General features: G+C 63.1%; 14 protein-coding genes and 4 pseudogenes. 8 read left to right on the top strand and 10 right to left on the bottom strand.

Annotated features, from left to right (window positions below):
* The first annotated feature begins 35 nt into the window (after positions 1 to 35).
* From H0B43_RS36015 to H0B43_RS36000, 4 genes and pseudogenes are all read left to right on the top strand, one after another.
* A complete protein-coding gene (locus tag H0B43_RS36015; RefSeq protein WP_185723645.1) occupies positions 36 to 1,256 on the top strand; it encodes a phosphotransferase family protein in 1,221 nt (406 codons plus the stop codon).
* A gap of 29 nt (positions 1,257 to 1,285) precedes the next feature.
* On the top strand, positions 1,286 to 1,750 hold the full coding sequence (locus H0B43_RS36010) for a hypothetical protein (RefSeq protein WP_185723646.1): 465 nt from the start codon (positions 1,286 to 1,288) through the stop codon (positions 1,748 to 1,750).
* 122 nt (positions 1,751 to 1,872) lie between these two features.
* Positions 1,873 to 2,793 (top strand): hypothetical protein, encoded by a 921-nt coding sequence (locus H0B43_RS36005; RefSeq protein ID WP_185723647.1) that lies wholly within the window; start codon positions 1,873 to 1,875, stop codon positions 2,791 to 2,793.
* A 381-nt stretch (positions 2,794 to 3,174) separates the two neighbouring features.
* Positions 3,175 to 4,543 (top strand): annotated as a pseudogene (locus tag H0B43_RS36000) (IS701 family transposase).
* A 142-nt stretch (positions 4,544 to 4,685) separates the two neighbouring features.
* Here H0B43_RS36000 and H0B43_RS35995 read toward each other — a convergent pair.
* Positions 4,686 to 5,417, bottom strand: coding sequence for a reverse transcriptase domain-containing protein (locus H0B43_RS35995; RefSeq protein ID WP_185723649.1), 732 nt, complete (start codon positions 5,415 to 5,417; stop codon positions 4,686 to 4,688).
* Positions 5,417 to 5,554 (bottom strand): annotated as a pseudogene (locus H0B43_RS35990) (IS256 family transposase); the annotation flags it as partial. The gene H0B43_RS35995 and the pseudogene H0B43_RS35990, both read right to left, overlap by 1 nt.
* Positions 5,555 to 5,799: 245 nt before the next feature.
* On the opposite strand from H0B43_RS35990, the gene H0B43_RS42075 reads away from it, so the two are divergent.
* From H0B43_RS42075 to H0B43_RS42060, 4 genes and pseudogenes are all read left to right on the top strand, one after another.
* Positions 5,800 to 6,339 (top strand): IS110 family transposase, encoded by a 540-nt coding sequence (locus tag H0B43_RS42075; RefSeq protein WP_252189623.1) that lies wholly within the window; start codon positions 5,800 to 5,802, stop codon positions 6,337 to 6,339.
* Positions 6,336 to 6,509: a hypothetical protein gene (locus tag H0B43_RS42070; protein WP_252190877.1), complete on the top strand. Its 174-nt coding sequence runs from the start codon at positions 6,336 to 6,338 to the stop codon at positions 6,507 to 6,509. The genes H0B43_RS42075 and H0B43_RS42070 overlap by 4 nt, the downstream gene beginning before the upstream one ends.
* A gap of 15 nt (positions 6,510 to 6,524) precedes the next feature.
* Positions 6,525 to 6,767: pseudogene (locus tag H0B43_RS42965) on the top strand (transposase); the annotation flags it as partial.
* 15 nt (positions 6,768 to 6,782) lie between these two features.
* A complete protein-coding gene (locus tag H0B43_RS42060; RefSeq protein WP_252190876.1) occupies positions 6,783 to 7,145 on the top strand; it encodes a hypothetical protein in 363 nt (120 codons plus the stop codon).
* 634 nt (positions 7,146 to 7,779) lie between these two features.
* On the opposite strand, the gene H0B43_RS35980 is transcribed toward H0B43_RS42060, so the two are convergent.
* From H0B43_RS35980 to H0B43_RS35945, 8 genes and pseudogenes are all read right to left on the bottom strand, one after another.
* Complete coding sequence (locus tag H0B43_RS35980) at positions 7,780 to 7,992, bottom strand: hypothetical protein (protein ID WP_185723650.1); 213 nt, start codon at positions 7,990 to 7,992, stop codon at positions 7,780 to 7,782.
* A gap of 864 nt (positions 7,993 to 8,856) precedes the next feature.
* Positions 8,857 to 9,513 carry a 3,4-dihydroxy-2-butanone-4-phosphate synthase gene (locus tag H0B43_RS35975; RefSeq protein ID WP_185723651.1) on the bottom strand — a complete coding sequence of 219 codons (657 nt, stop codon included), beginning with the start codon at positions 9,511 to 9,513 and terminating at the stop codon, positions 8,857 to 8,859.
* A gap of 4 nt (positions 9,514 to 9,517) precedes the next feature.
* On the bottom strand, positions 9,518 to 10,009 hold the full coding sequence (locus H0B43_RS35970; RefSeq protein WP_185723652.1) for a flavin reductase family protein: 492 nt from the start codon (positions 10,007 to 10,009) through the stop codon (positions 9,518 to 9,520).
* On the bottom strand, positions 10,006 to 11,094 hold the full coding sequence (locus tag H0B43_RS35965; protein WP_185723653.1) for an alpha/beta hydrolase: 1,089 nt from the start codon (positions 11,092 to 11,094) through the stop codon (positions 10,006 to 10,008). The genes H0B43_RS35970 and H0B43_RS35965 overlap by 4 nt, the downstream gene beginning before the upstream one ends.
* Before the next feature lies 1 nt (position 11,095).
* Entirely contained in the window at positions 11,096 to 12,337 is a 1,242-nt protein-coding gene (locus H0B43_RS35960; RefSeq protein WP_185723654.1) for a CaiB/BaiF CoA-transferase family protein, read from the bottom strand.
* A gap of 48 nt (positions 12,338 to 12,385) precedes the next feature.
* Positions 12,386 to 14,398 carry a GAF domain-containing sensor histidine kinase gene (locus tag H0B43_RS35955; protein ID WP_185723655.1) on the bottom strand — a complete coding sequence of 671 codons (2,013 nt, stop codon included), beginning with the start codon at positions 14,396 to 14,398 and terminating at the stop codon, positions 12,386 to 12,388.
* Positions 14,382 to 14,666 (bottom strand): response regulator transcription factor, encoded by a 285-nt coding sequence (locus H0B43_RS43340; RefSeq protein ID WP_397517422.1) that lies wholly within the window; start codon positions 14,664 to 14,666, stop codon positions 14,382 to 14,384. The genes H0B43_RS35955 and H0B43_RS43340 overlap by 17 nt, the downstream gene beginning before the upstream one ends.
* 35 nt (positions 14,667 to 14,701) lie before the next feature.
* A pseudogene (locus tag H0B43_RS35945) lies at positions 14,702 to 17,302 on the bottom strand (TrlF family AAA-like ATPase); the annotation flags it as partial.
* Between the last annotated feature and the right edge of the window lie 138 nt (positions 17,303 to 17,440).

The raw sequence follows: 17,440 nt of genomic DNA, 5'->3' as shown, positions 1-17,440 counted from the left end.
ATACTTCGTCGTCGAGCTGGAACGAACCGCGGACGATGACCGAAGCCGAGCGAGACAGGCCAAGCCCCGAAACGATCCAGTGGTTGCGCTCAACGTTCCCCACTGAGGCGGAATACGCCCGAGTCCTGGACTCGAAACTCACCTCACGGGACGGCGGCGAAGAGCGGCCCGAGACGGATCTGTCCGCCATCGGTGCGATGCTTGAGCGGTTCGTGGGACGCACAACGCACGGCGCCTTCTCGATCGATCGGGTTCGGTGGCTCAGCGGCGGCGGTTCCAAGATGCAGGTGGCGTTCGATCTCGACACGAGCGGCGACGGATCGATCGAGGCGGGTCATCATCGGTTGGTCCTTCGGCTCGAACCCCTCGAGTCACTCAACGCGACCAGCCGGGTGCGCGAGGCTCAGATCATCACGGCCCTACGCGATGTGGTCCCGGTACCTCGGGTGTATTGGATCGACGAGTCGAACGATGCATTCGGCCGGCCGGCGCTGATTTACTCGTTCGTCGACGGAGTTACGAAGCCGCGGGGAACCACGAGCCACGTCGGCGGTGTCGGTGGTCTATACACCGGAAAACTGAGAACCCGCCTCGCGGATCAGTTCGTCGACGATATAGCGCGCATTCACACAGTCGATGTCGACGGTGTCGACACACCCCTGGACGCCTTCAGTCGGCCACGAGTCGGATCCCCAGAAAGCGCTCTGTGGCAGGTCAACAGGGCTCGACGCATCTGGGAGGAGGACCGAAGAACAGATTTGCCCTTTATGGAAGTCGCAGCGAATTGGTTGATTGACAACGCCCCGCCGCTGGATCGGATCAGCGTCATCCACGGCGACTACCGCACCGGAAATTTTCTGTTCGACGAAAACTCCGGCGACATCACCGCGTGGCTGGACTGGGAACGAAGCTACCTCGGCGATCGGCACCGCGATCTCGCATGGATCATGCTGCGGCAGTGGGGTAATCGCAGTCAGAGTGGAGATCTTATGGTCTCCGGCCTCATCCCGGAAGAGGAATTCCTTTCGCGATACTCGGAAGCGTCCGGCATGGAGGTCGACCCCGCTCGTCTCCGGTATTACAAAATGATGAATCTGTACCAACTCGTTGCGTCGAGTTTGGGTACGGCTTACCGAGTTTCGCACCTCGGTCGGTCTCATCAAGACGTCTTGTTGACATGGATAGAGGGCCTCGCTCACGCGTTCGCGCGTGATTTGGTCGACGAACTTTCCCAGGTCAGGAGCGCCGCACGGTGACCGATACAATCGACAACGCACTCGCGGCCATGATCCGGTCGCTCGAGACAACCGTCGTTCCCGCGATCGACCCCGGCCACCCACTCGCGCTTGAGCAGGCAGATCTCATTGTCAAGACGCTGCACATGCTCCGTTCACAGCTCCCACAACGCCGCGCCAAGGCACTACGCGAGCTCGACAGATACACAACGCTGACCGAAGAGGTGCGGACGGTGGCTGAATGGCCACCGGAGATCATGACTCGCGTCGACGAGAGCTTGCGGGCAGCGCGCTCGGTGCGCGAATCGACGTCCGCAGAATGTGTCGAGATCGACGAGGTCACTGCCTCTCTCGCAACCGCTGTGAGCGACATCGTGCGCACCGCACGCACCTCCGACGTCGACGTGCGCAGATCAGTCGACCGAACCATACTGGATGCTTCGCAGCCACTTTTGGACGACGAGCTGTCCTGGTTCGCATCCCAAGGTTGGTCGAATTCTTCACCGCACAACTGAGCACGACCCGAAACCGCAATCCACAGACGAGGAATCCCATGATCACCGCTCAAGACCTCGAGTTTCACCACGACGAAGACTCCGATTACACATGGGCGGAAACATATTTCATTCCCATCTCGGTGCCCGAGGCCAAGTTGTTCGCGTTCGCCTACATCTGCGCGCGCCCCGTGATCGGCGCTATGACGAGCTGCGTCCGAGTCACGGGCGCGGTCAGCGGAACAGAGTGGGAGGTACTGTACGACGACAACCAGGAACACCTGCCCTGTCCGGACCGGTTTTCGCTAATCGACGCACCCAACGGCTTGCGAATCGAAGCAGTCACGCCGCCACGCGAGTACCGGATCGACTACTCCGGCTACGACGGAACGGAAATTCATGTCGATTGGAAGGGCATCATGGATCCGTGGGACATACACGATCCGAAACTCAATCCACTCGCAGGAGCGACGGAGGAGGAACAGTACGCCGCGTCCTCGATGGGTAGCGGTTACAAGGGACATTTCGACATGCACGGTCGCGTGACCGGAGAAATCACCGTACGCGGCAAGACGTACCCGATCGATTCGATCGACCGGATGAATCACAGCTGGGGTCCACGACCGACGCTGGACATCCCGTCGATGAACGCACTCTGGGGCTCTTTCGGCGAGAGGTTCGGATTCCGTTTGCACTGCCACCTGGATCTGGACAAGCCCACGGGTGAGGACCAGCGGCTCGCCCACGGGTATGTACTCGAAGACGGAAAGGTCTTTGCGGTCACGGACCTGAAAATGACCACAACGCGGGTCGGGATCGTACCCGTAACGATGAGTCTCGAGATCACTGTCGCCGACGGGCGATATTGGTCTGTTCATGGCCAACCCGTCAACGGAGCCCCGTGGCGTTCGTATCTCACGACTGTGACATGGCTCGGTCTCTACCGATGGTTCCTCGCAGACGAGGTAGGATACGGTGTGGCACAAGAAGTTAGGTCATTCCGAGAGGAGACGCGTCGCCGCGGACGGGCATGGTCGGACAAACCGGCGTACATCACAACGTGACCGGTTGGCTCGTCGGTGCAGCGCACCTCCGCCTGAGGCCAGGCTGATCGTCGCTATGGATACGCGCGCTGCGGCCCTGCAGTGTCTGTGTGCTCGGCCTGGTTGTCGGCGCTCGTCTGCGTCCTCCGTCACGCCTGTAACTCTAGAGTCTTGAGTTGTTAGATTCTATCCTGGCGGGGTTGCCGAGTCGGTGGTCTTGCAACCCAGCTGAGGTGTCACGCAACGTGTATCAGCAAGTTCGGTCCATTGTTGCGCGGGAATTCTCCCTTTGCGGATCAAGCCGCCGAGCTTAGCTTCCTTCGACCACGAGGACACTAGTAGTACTTTGTTAGCTCGGTGTGTCGGCTCGAGTTTTCGTGATTTTCTCGAGAGTATGCGGGCATGGATACAGCCGCGCTCGCCCGTGTCGGGGAACAGTTGGATACGTTTGTCGGTGAGGTGTTCTCGTCGCTGGCACGCAAGGATCAGCGGGAGAAGGCGGGGCTGTATGCGCGGGGGTTGATGCTCGACGGCCGGCGGAAGTCGATGCAGCCGATGGCGCAGCGGCTGCGGGTCGATCACCAACAGTTGCAGCAGTTCGTGACGACCTCGCCGTGGGATGTGGTGCCGGTTCGGAAAACGCTGTCGCGCAAGGCATGTGATCTGATCGACCCGGATGCGTGGGTGATCGACGACACCGGGTTCACCAAGGACGGGCCCGCCTCGCCGGGCGTGGCCCGGCAGTACTCGGGCACCCTCGGCAAGGTCGGCAACTGCCAGGTCGCGGTCAGCGTGCACGCCGCCTCCGACGCGGCCTCGGCACCGTTGGACTGGCGGCTGTTCCTGCCCGAGAGCTGGGACGATCAGTCCACCACGGACCCCGATGCGGTTACGGCGATCACCGCGCGCCGGCGGCGGTCGGCGATCCCCGAAACCGAGCATCACCGCACCAAGTGGGAAATGGCGATCGAGATGATCGACGAGCTGACCGAGTGGGGCCGGAACCCACCGGTGGCGGTGGCGGACGCCGGTTACGGCGACGCCACCGCGTTCCGACTCGCGCTGACCGAGCGCGGCATCGACTACGTCGTCGCAGTCAAGGGCGCCACCAGCGCGTATCCCGGCGAGTCGGTCCCCGAGACCGCGGCGTACACGGGGCGGGGACGCCCGCCGACACCCCGCTACGGCCCGCATTCGACCTGCAAGGACCTGGTCCTGGCGGCCGGACGGAAGGCCCTGCGGATCGTGACCTGGCGCCACGGCAGCAAGACCGATCCGACCAATCCGACCGCGGCGATGCGGTCGCGGTTCACCGCGCTCCGGGTCCGCCCGGCGAACCGCGACATTCCCCGCGCCGAGGACGGCGCCGTGCCCGCGGTGTGGTTGCTCGCCGAGTGGCCCACCGGCGCCGACGAGCCCACCGACTACTGGCTCTCGACCCTTCCCGCCGGCACCCCGCTGCCCGAGCTGGTGCGCCTGGCGAAGATTCGCTGGCGCATCGAGCACGACTACCGGGAGCTGAAAACCGGTCTCGGCCTGGACCATTTCGAGGGCCGTTCCTGGCTGGGCTGGCACCATCACGCCACCCTGGTCACCGCCGCCCACCTGTTCATCACCACCCTGCGGCTGGCCGACCCAAAAGCGGGTGGGCAGGACTGACGCTCTATGGGATCGTGCGCGAACTCCAACGCGCACTTGCCCGTTGGATCGGTACCTGCCCACTCTGCCACCACACCTTCCCGACATGGAGGGTCGAGAGCTGGCGCGGTGACCGTGATCGGCGGTAGGTCGCGAAGCCGCTTGTGACCCATACGGTTTCCCGTTTGATCGTTCTTCTCCTCGACCGTAACCGATCTGGTTCCGTTTCCAGCTCCCGCCCGTCAATCCGTGCATGCGGTTCCCCCGCACACGGCTTACCGACGCCGTTCACCGCCGGCATTCGGCGTCACCCGCCAAGCCCGAAAGGGCCTGGGTGCGACCACGATCCCATCAAGGCTGATCAATCCGAGCTGGTTATCCGAGGACTGGGAGACCACCCACATCCCGAACCTGCGGCTACGCCTGTGCTTCTTGGCCAGCATGCCCACCACCCGCGTCAGCGCGTAGTGCCGGATCTTGGTGAACCGAGCCGAGGAGTTCCCGTATCGGAAATACCCAGCCCACCCGCGCAGGAAGCTGCCCAGCTCCCCCACGATCACGTCCACCGACAGCAACGTCCGGTTGGTTCCCGTGAGACCACGGATACGGTCCCGTGCGTGCCGCATCGCCTTGTCCGAGGGCCAACGAGCGAGGAATTCCACACCCTTGCCGCCGGTGCGTCCTTGCGCGCGCACCCACCGATGATGGAACCCGAGGAAATCCAGGCCCTCACCACCCAGTTTCAGGTGCACGATCCTCGTCTTGGCCTCCTTCGGTTCCAGCCCGAGTTCGGCCAGCAGTTCCCGCAACCGCATCAACGCGGCTTCGGCCTGCGCACGAGTCCGACACATCACGACGGCGTCGTCGGCGAAACGGACCAGCACCCCATGCTCACGCACATCCCACACCCGATCGATCCGATGCAGGAACACGTTGCACATCAGCGGTGAAATCACACCACCCTGTGGAGTTCCGGTCACCTCACGCCGCACCACACCGTCGCTCATCCGCACAGGCTGTCGGCGTCGGCGCCCATGAGTGCGTCGATGAATGTGGACAGCAGACTGCGCAACAGGTCGGGGCTGGCATCGGTGAGCCGATCGATCAGGAACTCGTGTAGGTCGATATCGTGGGCAGTGGTCATCGCATGGTCCAACACCCGAGTGACTTTGGTCGGTCTCTCGAAGAGTCACGCGATGGCCGCCTTCTTGGGGCTACGACACGCCGGTCCGATGCGGATCGGTTCGTACACATAGATGATGGATACGGCCGCGAGGTGACGTGACTCGGTCGTACACCGACGTCCCGACGTGGGACTGTCTTCTGATGGATCTGTCCGTCACCTCGCGGCTACGCGCACCGACCGGGCAGGCATGACTTGATAGGAGCTTGACCTGGGCAGTCTCGTCTATGTGCTGTCTGCCCGCCCGGTCGGTGCGTGTCCAACAACACCGATCGAGGGGAAGGGACGTCATCGATGGGCACCGACGACGAGAACGGGATCAGCGTCTACGGAGGAATCGACACCACAAAGACACCCACCACGTCGCGGTCATCGACGAACACGGACGGCCACTCGGTGACCGCGAGTTCAGAGCCACCGGCACCGGCTACCGGAAGATCATCGATTATCTCCGCGGATTCGGCCTCGTCGTCGCGGTCGCAGTGGAGGGCACCGGCAGCTACGGCGCCGAACTGGCGCGCATACTGCGCCGTGCCGGAATGACCGTTCTCGAGGTCGCTCGGCCCGACCGCCGTGCACGCCGCCTACACGGCAAGTCCGACCCGCTCGACGCACTCCAGGCCGCCGTCACCGCACTGTCCGGACACGGGCTGGCGACCCCGAAAGACCGCGACGGGCTCGTCGAATCGATGCGAATCCTGCTCACCGAACGGTCCTCCGCCCGCAAGGCACGGGCGCGGCGATGAACCAGATCCATGCGCTGCTGGTGACCGCACCAGACCAGATCCGCACCACCTACCGCAACCTCGGTAGCGTGAAACTCATTGCCGCACTGGCTCGATCACGGACGAATCCCGGTCACGGCCCAGAGCAAACCCTCCGCGGATCGTTGAAACGACTGGCCGTGCGCCACTAACAGCACACGTCCGACATCGATGGCATCGACACCCGGCTCGGTGAGCTGGCCGCCCAGATCAACCCGGCCCTACTGCAACTGCCCGGCGTCGGCCCTCTCGTCGCCGGCCAGCTTCTGGTCGCCTGTGGCGACAACCCCAAACGGCTGAGCAGCGAGCAGCAGTTCGCCGCACTGTGCGGAACTGCACCCATCCCCGCCTCGTCGGGCAAGCATCAGCGGCACCGGCTCTCCCGGGGCGGAGACCGCACCGCCAACTCCGCGATCCATCGCATCGTGCTGGTGCGGATGTCCGCCGGCGACGCACGCACCGCCGACTACATCACGCGACGCACAGCGGAGGGCAAGTCCGACCGCGAGATCATCCGCTGCCTCAAACGCTTCGTCGCGCGCGAGGTTTTCAAGACCATCCGGAATCCGCAGCCGGTGAACAGCAACACGGGCCGACTTCGACAACGCCGCCGAACACTGGCCATCCCGATCAGCACCGCGGCAACCGCACTCGCGGTTCCCTACCAGCGCCTACGACGTCTGGAAATCGGACAACGCCTCGACCCCGACCTCACCGCCACCTACTCGCAGTGGCTCACCGACCGCGAACAGCAGTCCAGCTCCCCAGCCCTGGCCGACACGGCTTGAAGCAATCTTGACGGCAATAGGAGCATCCATCATCGTGGACGCAACCCTAACTAGCCTGCGGGACCGCACCCGGTGGGTGCGGTCCTTCATTCGATAGCCCGGATGAGGATCCTTGGGTTCGTGCGGTGATCGCAACACCACTGATCAAAGGGTGTTGCACATGGCAAAATATTACGGGCCACCGCAGAGAATGCAGCACCGATCCGCACCAAACACCAGCACCAGCGCCAGCACCAGCACCAGCGCCAGCACCAGCGCCAGCACCAGCACCAGCACCAGCACCCACCTACCGACATGTCCCGGCCAGGCACAACCTTCGCGCTCTACCTGCGGCGCCGGGAGGGATCGATTCCCCATCGGTAGCATCACCGGAGGTCCACGCCGTATCACCACACCAGGAATCAGGCAGACACTCATGTTCTCGTTCTTCCGCCGCACACCGCCGCGCACCCCAGATCGGACCGCGGCGCACGAACCCGCCACCGAGAACCCGCAAGGACTGTCGCAGGACGAGGCCGCGCGCGCGATCCGGATCCTGGATGGCTTCTCCGCGAACGGGCCGTTCACCGACCCCGGCGACGACGAGATCGCACTCTGGCGGGCCGGAAAGCCTGTCCCCTGGTACATCACCCGCCTACTCGACCGCGGTGGCCACTCCGGGCCGCAGGTCGATCTCACCTGCCGGGCCGAGGAGCCGGCGGTGGATCTGTGGGAACTCGGCCACCTCTACCCCACGTGGGATCAGACTGTCGCCCTCGCCCGGCTGCTCGACGCGCGAATTCGTGAACTCGCCCACCCCGAGGTGGTCCCCGTCCATCTCGCAGACCGGCCCCGGAGACGACGTCACGGCATGATGATCCTGTCGTTCGAGCCCTCCGCCGTCGACGCGGTCACCGCAGAACACCCGCGGCCCGCCCCCTCTAGAGTCACCGGGAAGTCCAGTGCCGGAACGAAGGTCAGCGATCAGCCGGCGCACGCGCACACAATTCACCGTAGGGCATCACACCAGACCCCAAAGTTCCTCACCTCGGTCTGCCGCCGCAGCAGCCCGCCCGCCAGTGTCACGAGTGCATGCCCGAACACAATCATCTTGATTGCATTGGCACATGCCGTAGCGCATGCATGGGGACTTGCATCGGATCGCGGCGGGCGTGTGCGGCGGCCGGGGCACCTGCGGTGCCAGTTGTCATGCGGCACGACAGTTGTCGCGCCGACCACACCGACTCCCACCGTCGCCAAAATCGGTGTCGAGGTAGAGGTCGTCGAGTTGGCGGCGCAGGTATTCCATCCGGCACCCCGTGGTGTGTTGGTAGTCGATCATGGCCTGTTGCTCGGCGTCGCGGGTCGCTTCGAGACCGTCGTAGCGGGCCGTGGCGTAGGTCCAGGGCTTCCCGGTCGTCCATCCCCGCGCACCCCCTGCACGGAGGTGCGTTTGCCATCGGCTGCTCGGTATAACGCGACAGCCTCCGGAACTCCTCCGGATACAGCGACTGACGTCCCACCTCGACATCCCTTCCTGGACCTTCACGATCCATTGTCAGGGTGTCCACTCCAAGGGGTCAGCCTCAAGTTTCAGTCAGGGGCCGGCCTTCGGAACGTGCCGCTGGTGGTTCCGCCTTCGGGAAGCCCAGCAGGATAGTCCATAGTAAGTTGCAGGCTCAAAACCGCTGGGGTGCAATCACTCAAAACCTCTAGCTGACATAATACTTGATTACCGGCAAGATATATTTGCTGTGACTCCGGAGAGTTCGACCGCGTGCAGGTCATGCTCACGTGCGAAGTTCAACGCGGCGCGGCCATCTGCCATGCGGGTGGGTTCGTTCGGATCCACCAACTCGGTGAATACCGCGGCGGGTGTGCAACCGGCCGAACTTACTAAACGCATCGCACGGGATCCAACCGTGACGCTTGCGAATGGGGCGCGTTCGTCCACGCGCACGACGATCACGTGTCCCGGTCGGGTCAGGTCGCCGGGGCGGGTTTCCGGGTCGGCCAACACCCGGGCAGTGTGTGCACGATCTTTCGCCGAAATTCCGGTTCCGACTCCATCGGCGGCGTCGACACCGAGGCACTGACCATAAGCAGACAGCCTCGGATCACGCTCTGTCGGCACAGCTTCGGGAAGCTGCAGCGCATCACAACGTTCTACCGGGAGTGCAACCTGAAGAAGGCCCGAGCCATGCCGTACCGCAAACGCCGTTGCACGAACATCGGCCACCTGCGCGGCGTAGACCATGCAGGAGATTTCTCGGTTGTACAGGACCGTGATCTCGCCCGCCGAACAAGCGAGGGCGGCGGCACTGTCGGACATGTCGGGAATCGACCGAAAGCCTACCGACAGAACGGATCCAACCCCGTTGGTGGTCATCTTCTCACCTCTGATTGGTCAGCACGCTGTGCGTGCCGAAAGTCCGGTTGTGATAGGTCAGTGGTAGCCCATCGCCGATGATGAGTTCGCGAACACACACCAGTGCGACGATGTGGTCACCGCCGTCGATGAGCTCGTTCACCTCGCCCGCCAGCCACCCGGCGGAGCCGGTGATGTGTGGGACACCTGCACGCAGTGTCCAGTCCACGTCCGCAAATTTGTCATCCCCTTTGCGAGCGAACCCGGCTGCGAGCGATGCTTGCTCGCTCGACAGCATGTTCAGGCCGAGGATGCGGTGTTCTCGAACGAGGGCCAGCAACGCTGATGCTCGATCGAGCGCGACCAGGACCATGGGTGGGTCGATCGACAGTGACGCAAATGCACTGACCGTTGTGCCGTGGGGCCGCTCGCCATCGACGGCTGTCACGACCGAGACCGGCGTGCAGACTGCCGCCATCAGATCGCGGAACGACTGACCCAATTCGATACTGGTCATTTTGTCTCCTCATCACTGCTTTTCGAGTACGGCAACCGCCCAGGCGTTTGGAGGTGCTGTGGTCCCTCGTCCAGGGACCGCTGAATGGCGATGGCGACCGAGTTGACGGCCGCGCGTGACATCGCGAGTGCCCGGATTAAGGGGAAGAAGCCGTGCGCCATCGTGTCGTAGCGGTCAACTGTCACCTCCACACCCTGCTCGGACAGACGACGCGCGTAGTCGAGTACCTCATCGCGTAGCGGATCGTATTCCGCAACCAGCAGCAGGGCTGGTGGCATGCCTCGCAGGTCGGTTGCGAGTGCCGGCGAGGCATCCGCCGAACTCCGCAGCTCGCGATCGGGGACATACTGCTCCCAGAACCAATGCATGTCGGGACCACTGATCAACAACCGTCCCGCGTGCTCAACGTACGACTTCGTCTGCATGCGGTGGTCGGTCACCGGATACACGAGGACCTGCAGCGCGATCTCGGTGCGCGCACGATCACGGAATCGGCGTGCCACTACCGTGGCGAGGGTGCCTCCTGCGCTGTCGCCCAGCAGTATCAACGGTTGGCCCTCCGGACTTGTGTCAGCAATCCAGGTGGCGGCTGCGTCCGCATCGTCAACCGCCGTGGGAAACACATGCTCCGGCGCCAGGCGATAGCCCACGCTGACAACTTCGCAACCGGTCGCCCTGGCAAGGGCGCGGCAAAGGTCATCGGACTCTTCGATCCCGCCGACCACCCATCCGCCGCCGTGGTAGTAAACGATGGTGCCGCGTGAGCGACCCGCGAGCGGACGGTAGCGCCGGAGCGGAACCGCGTCCGTCCCGACCTGGACAGCCAGATCGTCCACAGCGAACATCGAGGGCCCCGGAGCCGCAGGGGTCATCTTGCGCAGTTGGACAGCGAAGTCTCGCGAGCGCTCGACGCCGGCGGCGTGAAACCCCGGATGACCCATGCGACGCAGGGACGCGATCAACGAGCGCAGCTCCGGATCGGGTGGATCGGGGAGCACTGTCGTGAACTCTTCCCCCGTCACGTCATCGTGTCCATACACAGGCCTGGCCGGGTCCACGGCCACAGGATTGTTCTGGGCATCCACGTCAACGACCCGCAGTCGTTGACTCGCAGCGAAGAAGTGACGCGCGAACCTCGTCGGGCAGGTCCAGTTCAGCGAGGACCTCCGCGGTGTGCTCTCCGAGCGCCGGGGGCCAGTGCAGCTCTGTGTCTGCCGATAGGAACGGCAGCCTCAGCAGCGGCAGCGGTTCTGACCCCTTCGGCGCACCCGTCGGCTCTACCAGCAGATCGCGCTCCAGCGCCAATGGCATCGTCAAGCCACGATCGAGTCTGTTGACGGCGGAGACGGGCACGCCCGCATCGGCCAGCAGACGCTCGGCGTCATGTTCGGTCAACTTCGCGAGTCGAGCTTCGAGGAGCTCATGCAACTCGCGCCGGTGGGCGAGACGATGGGCGACAGTGTCGAACCGCGAGTCGTTGACCAACCCGGCAAGGTCGAGGGCGGCGCACATCCGGGCGAAGATCGCGTTGTTTCCGGCTGCAACCATGATCGTCCCATCCGCTGTACGGAACGACTCGTACGGCGCTGCCAGCGGCGTCTCTGTTCCCGTCCTCTTCGGGGGCTTACCGGTCGCGAACATCGATGTAATCTGGTGGTTCATCAGGGTGAATCCCGCGTCAACGAGAGTTGATTCAACGCGGGAACCGTGTCCGGTGCGATCGCGTTGCGCCAGCGCCGACATGATCGCAATGCCAGCCCACATGCCGGCGCTGATGTCGACCACAGAGGCCGAGACACGGGCTGCGGGACCGTCCGGGAAGCCGTTCGCGTCCATGATTCCGGTGAACGCTTGGATGACCGGGTCATAGCCGGGAATGGATCGTCCGAGCGGCCCGCGCCCGAAGGCTGACAGCGAGCAATACACCAAGCGCGGGTTGCGGTGTCGAAGCTCCTCCCACGAGAGCCCAAGCCGATCCACCTTGCCTGGACGGAAGCTCTCGATGAATACGTCAGCGGTGTCGATCAACCGCAACAGTGCCTCACGCGCATCAGGATCCGTGAGGTCGAGCTGGATGCTGCGCTTGTTGCGATTGAGGGCGATGAAGACAGTTCCCACGCGTTGGCCGGGCGCCCCGTCCGGGGACCAGAAGGGCGGGAACATGCGGGCGTCGTCGCCCGCGCCTGGCCTCTCCACCTTGATGACGTCGGCGCCGAGGTCCGCGAGGATCATCGTTGCCATCGGCCCGGCAATCATCGCGGTCAGGTCGACAACACGCAGTCCTTCGAAGGCATTGGCGGCGGGATTCTGATGCAGTCCAGTTGACACCACATCATCGTCGTCGTCCTCGTATGGCCGGGCATACTGGCGGTTGCGTCAGTCTCTGACCGTCAAGGGCGCGTGGATCTGGACTTCGGTGCCGCCGCCGGGCGCAGCTTGGAACTCGACGGAGGCTCCCTGGGCAGCGAGCTTGCGACTCATCGCACGACGGCCGTAGCCCTCAGCAGTGACCGCCGAGCCGATGCCGTTGTCCCGGACGATGACATCGAGTCGCATAGCTTCGTTCTGGGCCACTTCGACAGTGATCTCGGAGGCGCGTGCATGTTTCACGGCGTTGATCACGGCCTCACGGGCAGCGGCGACCACGGCGACGGTGACGGGTTCGGGCAGCGAGTCGGCTGCCGCGAGCACCGCGGATTGAGCGACCAACTCGACGGCAACGGCGAACTGTTCCTCCAGCTCGTGCACTGCGTCGACCAGCCGGTCCGCCAGGCCCGCTCGTTGCCGGCTGCCACCAGCCAGCCCATAGATGGCCTCCCGCAGCGACTGCTCGCTCCGCACCAGCATCCCCAGCGCCCGGTCAGCCGTCAGGCGCAGGTCCGAGTCTTCGGGCATTTGACTGATGAGCGACTGCATCGTGATTTTGCCTCCGAACAGCGTCTGTGCGACGTGATCGTGGATGTCATCTGCGATGCGTTCGCGTTCACGGAGCCGCGCGATCTCGGCCTGGCGCAGTCGGTAGCGCTCGGTCGTCCAGGACAACGCGATGATGTTGCTCATTTGGATAACGGCAGCCCGCTCGTGCTTGCGGAACGGTTCGCACGGGATACGAAGTAGCGCCAGGTGGCCCTCGCCGCGTCCTTCCACGGCAATGGGGACATAGAGCGTGGTCCATCCAGATTCTCCAGGTGCTTGCGGCCGACTCACGGAGGATCGGAGGGTCACGGAGCCGCGCATGCCGGCCTCGAATGCCCGGCTGGCCGGACCGGCGTCAAGAGGAGACCCGACATAGGTCGGTGGACCCGAGTGGTCCGAGGGAACGACTGCGGCCGTCGTCGCACCGAGGACGCGACGCAAGTCGTCGAGAAAGTACTCCAGTCCTTCGGCCGCCGACCCGACTCCCAGCCATTCGCCTGCCGCGACCGCGGTAGCGGCCCTGCTCACCACCGCTGCGACGGCCTCTTTGCGACCGATGTCGCGGCGTCGGCAGGCTTGCTGAATGACACCGGCCACGAACGGGGCCAGCGCCTCGGCCCGTCGAGCGTCCGTGTCGTTAAAGTCCGTCGACTTGTTCGCGAGATGCAGCACGCCCAGCGGCTTTCCAGCGACCGCGAGCGGCACCGTCATCAGTCGCGTGATGCCGTATCCCTCGATCCACTCAGGGAATCGCGAGGCATCCCGGCTCGGGGCGTTGGCCAGGAGGGTCCGTCCGCGGTTGAACACTTCAGCCGCGGCGCTGTTCGCCTCGGTGCGACTTAGTTGAGACGACGCGACGAGCGCGTCGCTCGCCCCGAACGAGCCCGGCAGCATCTGGAGGTAGCCCTGTTGGTTCACGACCGCGATCCCTACCGAGGAAGCATCAGCAAGGGGTGCCAGCAGGGCGGTGATAGCCCCCAGAAGCTGATCGTCGTGGGGGACGGAGGTGGCGTCGACCAGCGTAAGTGCGCCCAGCAGCATGGCCCGGTCCTCACTTACCGTCGCAAGCAACTCGCCCTCAGAGTCGAAGAGCTGCTCGGCGCAGCGGGCCAGCATCCGCCCGACGGCGCTCTCCCGACGATCGGGGGACCAGCGTTGATTCGCATAGAGCTCGAGGGTAGCCACAACTTTGTCACCCGCCACCACAGGAAGCGCGACCAGGGCGCCTTCAGGAAAACGTTCGACAACGATCGGCGCGTCCAGGGCTGCGACTGCGGCGACTGATGGCTTGATCGATGCGGAGTTGGACTCGTCACAGATCCCGGCCGCACCGAGGAGTTCGTACGACGGCGAAGCCAACAGTCGCACCCCGTCGACTGGGAGCAGCTTCAATGCCCGGCGGACGAAGCTGGTCGCGACGCTAAGCGGGGTCGGTGCCTCGACTTCTTCGCTGGCCTCAGCGGGCGACAGCATCGGCGCCCGGAGCCACCAAGGCGCAGCGGATGGCCTTGCTGATCAGCTCGGTTTTGGTGTGCACGTCAAGGCTCTGCTTGAGGCGCTGGATATGAAAGCGAACAGTCGACTCGGAGATGTGCAGTTCGCGAGCGATCCTGCCATAGGTCCAGCCCTCGACGACAAGTTCGAGAACTCGCTCCTGACGTGCAGTGAGGGCCCGCCCGCCTGTGGGCAGGATGGTCGTCTCGTGCAGTTGCCGCACCACCGCGGATACACTCCGGGACATCGTTCGATTCGCGGCAAGGCATCTCCATGTTGGAGCGAGAGGATGTTCTCAGCAGCTGATGTGACAACGATATTCGCATTGTGAGTGGACACGATCAATTGACGGCGAGTCTTGATGTTCTTCAGCGTTTCGACGGCGAGACGTCTGACGAGCTTGTTCTCGAGATCATCCTCCGGTTGATCGAGCAGGAGCGGATCAGTGCCCATCTGAAGGATGACAGTGAGCAGAGCCGCTGTCTTCTGACCAGGAGATCCGTGGTCGACAGGAGTCAGATTGCCGCCCTCTGTCGGCCTGTAGAGGACTGTGACGAGGTCCTCAGGGAACCAGAGCATGATGTTTGTGGACAGGTCAAAAGAGTCGGCATTGGACAGGCGACTGTAGAACCGGGCGTCTACCTTGAATGATCGGCCAATCTCAGAGTCGACGCCATCTCGAACCAGCGCCATGAGAGATTTCTTGAACTCTCGCACCCGTGTGGGAAACTGCGGACTCTTGGGCTGCTCCTTGAGAAGAGACGTGGCGATGCCGTCCTGGCCGAACGCCGACTCGAATGAGTCCGGGCAGTTGAGGAGGGCACGCAGTTGGTCCCCGATGCTCGCGATGGCGCCTTGTTGATGGACATCAACCCGAGTGAGCGAACCAGAATTTCCCAGTCCTTGCGCGTACGCCCGCCGTCGGGTGAAGAGTTCACTCCTCTTCGAGATGAGTTTCTCCATAAGTCGATCGATCACGTCTTGCTGTTCCAGGCGTCGCTGCTCAGAGTTTTCGACCTCGCGCAGTTCGGCCTGGAGGTCAATTTCCCTCTGACGATCATCCTGCATCTGCTCAGTTGACGTGTTCGAGGCGTTACCTTGCTCAGCCAGCCAGACGTTGAGCTGTCCTACTCGTTCCTGCCATGCCGTAGGGGCCGCGCGCTTCTCCCATGCAAGCCGCGCGGTATGCAGGGCAGCGCCAGCCTGCTCGAGGAGATTTGCAGCTGTCGCGAACGATGCCGCTCTGTCGGTGTAGTCGGCTATCTGGAGCGCATTGGTCATGAGGTTGCGTAGCGAACTGGCGTGAGTGGCGATGTTCTGCTCGATGCTCTGGGCTTGCTGTTCATGAGTCGAGGCATCCCTGATACGAGCCTCAGTTGCAATGAGCTCTTTGTACTTCTCTGTTGCCTGGAGTTCGGCTAGATGCCTCAGCCGGCCTCGGACTTCTTCGAGTTGCCCACGTAGCCGGTCAGCCTTCTCCGCCTCCGCGAGCACCTGGCGGAGCTTGTTGCGCTCGCCTCTAAATTCAAGTTGCAGTAGTTCGTACTCCTCATCCCATTGGCTCTTCCGGATTTCTGGCATGTCATCGAGGATGGTCAGGAAGCTTTGGGAGGATGTGGCGAGATCGTAGATTTGCTTCTGACTGAACACGCGAATCGGGACACGATCGAAGGACCGACCAGATTGCCTTTCCCAGTTGTTCCCTACCCGAAGATCAAGGGCAGTCTTGTCCGGCTCTTCTCCTGACCACGTGACCCGGAGTAGTTGGTTGTCTTTCGTGTATTCAACGACGATCCGCGTTTCGGCATCCCACCAGCGTTCGCTAGGGTCCGCGGACGGTTGAAACCGCTTCAGATCCTCGGCAACCGACCCTGTCAGCTCGTGGCTACGACCTAGCGCCAATCTGAGCATCTCGATGAGTGTTGACTTGCCAACCCCACGCCCACCGATCAGGCAGTTCATCCAGGGACCGAAACAGTAGTTCTCGGTCACGCCCCCGCGTGAGACTGTTATCCGGTTAATGTGCCCGTGTTCGGTTCTGTTCGGATCGCTGTAATTACGCCGGGCCCGGCGGACAGATTCGGCGGGATCTGTCAAAGCTAGCCGAACTCCCTCGAGATCGAGTTCTTCTGCTTTAACGAGGGTCAAGTGAGTGCCCGGCGCTTTCGCCTCGTTCTCCGCCGGGCAGGCATCGGTAGTCAGATGATGCGCATCAGATCCAAGAACTGGAACCCACCCAAGTCGAGCTGCCTCGATGACGTTCGAGTCATCTACGACCTCGACGGCGATAATTGGACTGGACTCGGCGAGGGCCTTCTTCTCCCGCTCATCCATCTTGAAGACACCACGGGACTGGTCGGCGTGAGCCGGAATACAAATGCCACCCTGGCTCCGAATGATAGAAGCCACATCGGCGACGGTCTTATTGGCAGTTTGGTCACTGTGCCCGCGGGTGCCTCTATATTCGCAGAGGACCAACACGTCGTTGACGACTTGGGACCCACACGTTGGGTCGAAGATCCCGAGAATGTGAGTTCCTCCGCTCGCGGTGATTTCAACACCCGGGAAGATGACGAGCGAAGAAAGCTCTGGGTCATCTCTACGAAGCTCTTCCAGTGCCTCTCGCGCCAAATCGATCCCGGCATGGGAGTTGTGGTCGGCGATGACGATGCCATCCACCCCCGCGTCGATGTACGACCTGATCCACTCTTTGAACGATGGCCGGGGTCCATCATTCGCCTTACCATCGATGCCCCCGTAGTCGAATGACGCGGGCGAGTGCGCATGGATGTCGAGGCTCCACCATCGCGCGCCGACATGCTCTGGCTCCTGCGCGGGGGCAGCAGTGTCTGTCAGTGGCTCCGTGTCAGTAGATGTCGTCACGAAGCGATGTTGGCACAGAGTAAAACTGACACGTGACGCGGGCTAAATGACCGAGTCACGAAGCTCCAAAAGGTCATGAGCACCCAGATAACCAGCAGAAGCACAATGTCATTCGATTGAATGACATCGCTGAGCATG

Origin of the sequence: Rhodococcus sp. 4CII, from assembly GCF_014256275.1 — a bacterium.
GTDB classification, from domain to species: Bacteria; Actinomycetota; Actinomycetes; order Mycobacteriales; family Mycobacteriaceae; genus Rhodococcus_F; species Rhodococcus_F wratislaviensis_A.
Note: the sequence above shows the minus strand (reverse complement) of the source record. Positions and strands in the feature narration are given on the sequence as shown.

Bases quoted from the DNA above. Each gene is read 5' to 3' on its own strand.
- H0B43_RS43340 (WP_397517422.1), bottom strand. From the start codon at position 14,666: ATGTCCCGGAGTGTATCCGCGGTGGTGCGGCAACTGCACGAGACGACC.
- H0B43_RS35955 (WP_185723655.1), bottom strand. From the start codon at position 14,398: ATGCTGTCGCCCGCTGAGGCCAGCGAAGAAGTCGAGGCACCGACCCCG.
- H0B43_RS36010 (WP_185723646.1), top strand. From the start codon at position 1,286: ATGATCCGGTCGCTCGAGACAACCGTCGTTCCCGCGATCGACCCCGGC.
- H0B43_RS35975 (WP_185723651.1), bottom strand. From the start codon at position 9,513: ATGACCACCAACGGGGTTGGATCCGTTCTGTCGGTAGGCTTTCGGTCG.
- H0B43_RS35970 (WP_185723652.1), bottom strand. From the start codon at position 10,009: ATGACCAGTATCGAATTGGGTCAGTCGTTCCGCGATCTGATGGCGGCA.
- H0B43_RS42070 (WP_252190877.1), top strand. From the start codon at position 6,336: ATGAACCAGATCCATGCGCTGCTGGTGACCGCACCAGACCAGATCCGC.
- H0B43_RS36015 (WP_185723645.1), top strand. From the start codon at position 36: ATGACCGAAGCCGAGCGAGACAGGCCAAGCCCCGAAACGATCCAGTGG.
- H0B43_RS35995 (WP_185723649.1), bottom strand. From the start codon at position 5,417: ATGAGCGACGGTGTGGTGCGGCGTGAGGTGACCGGAACTCCACAGGGT.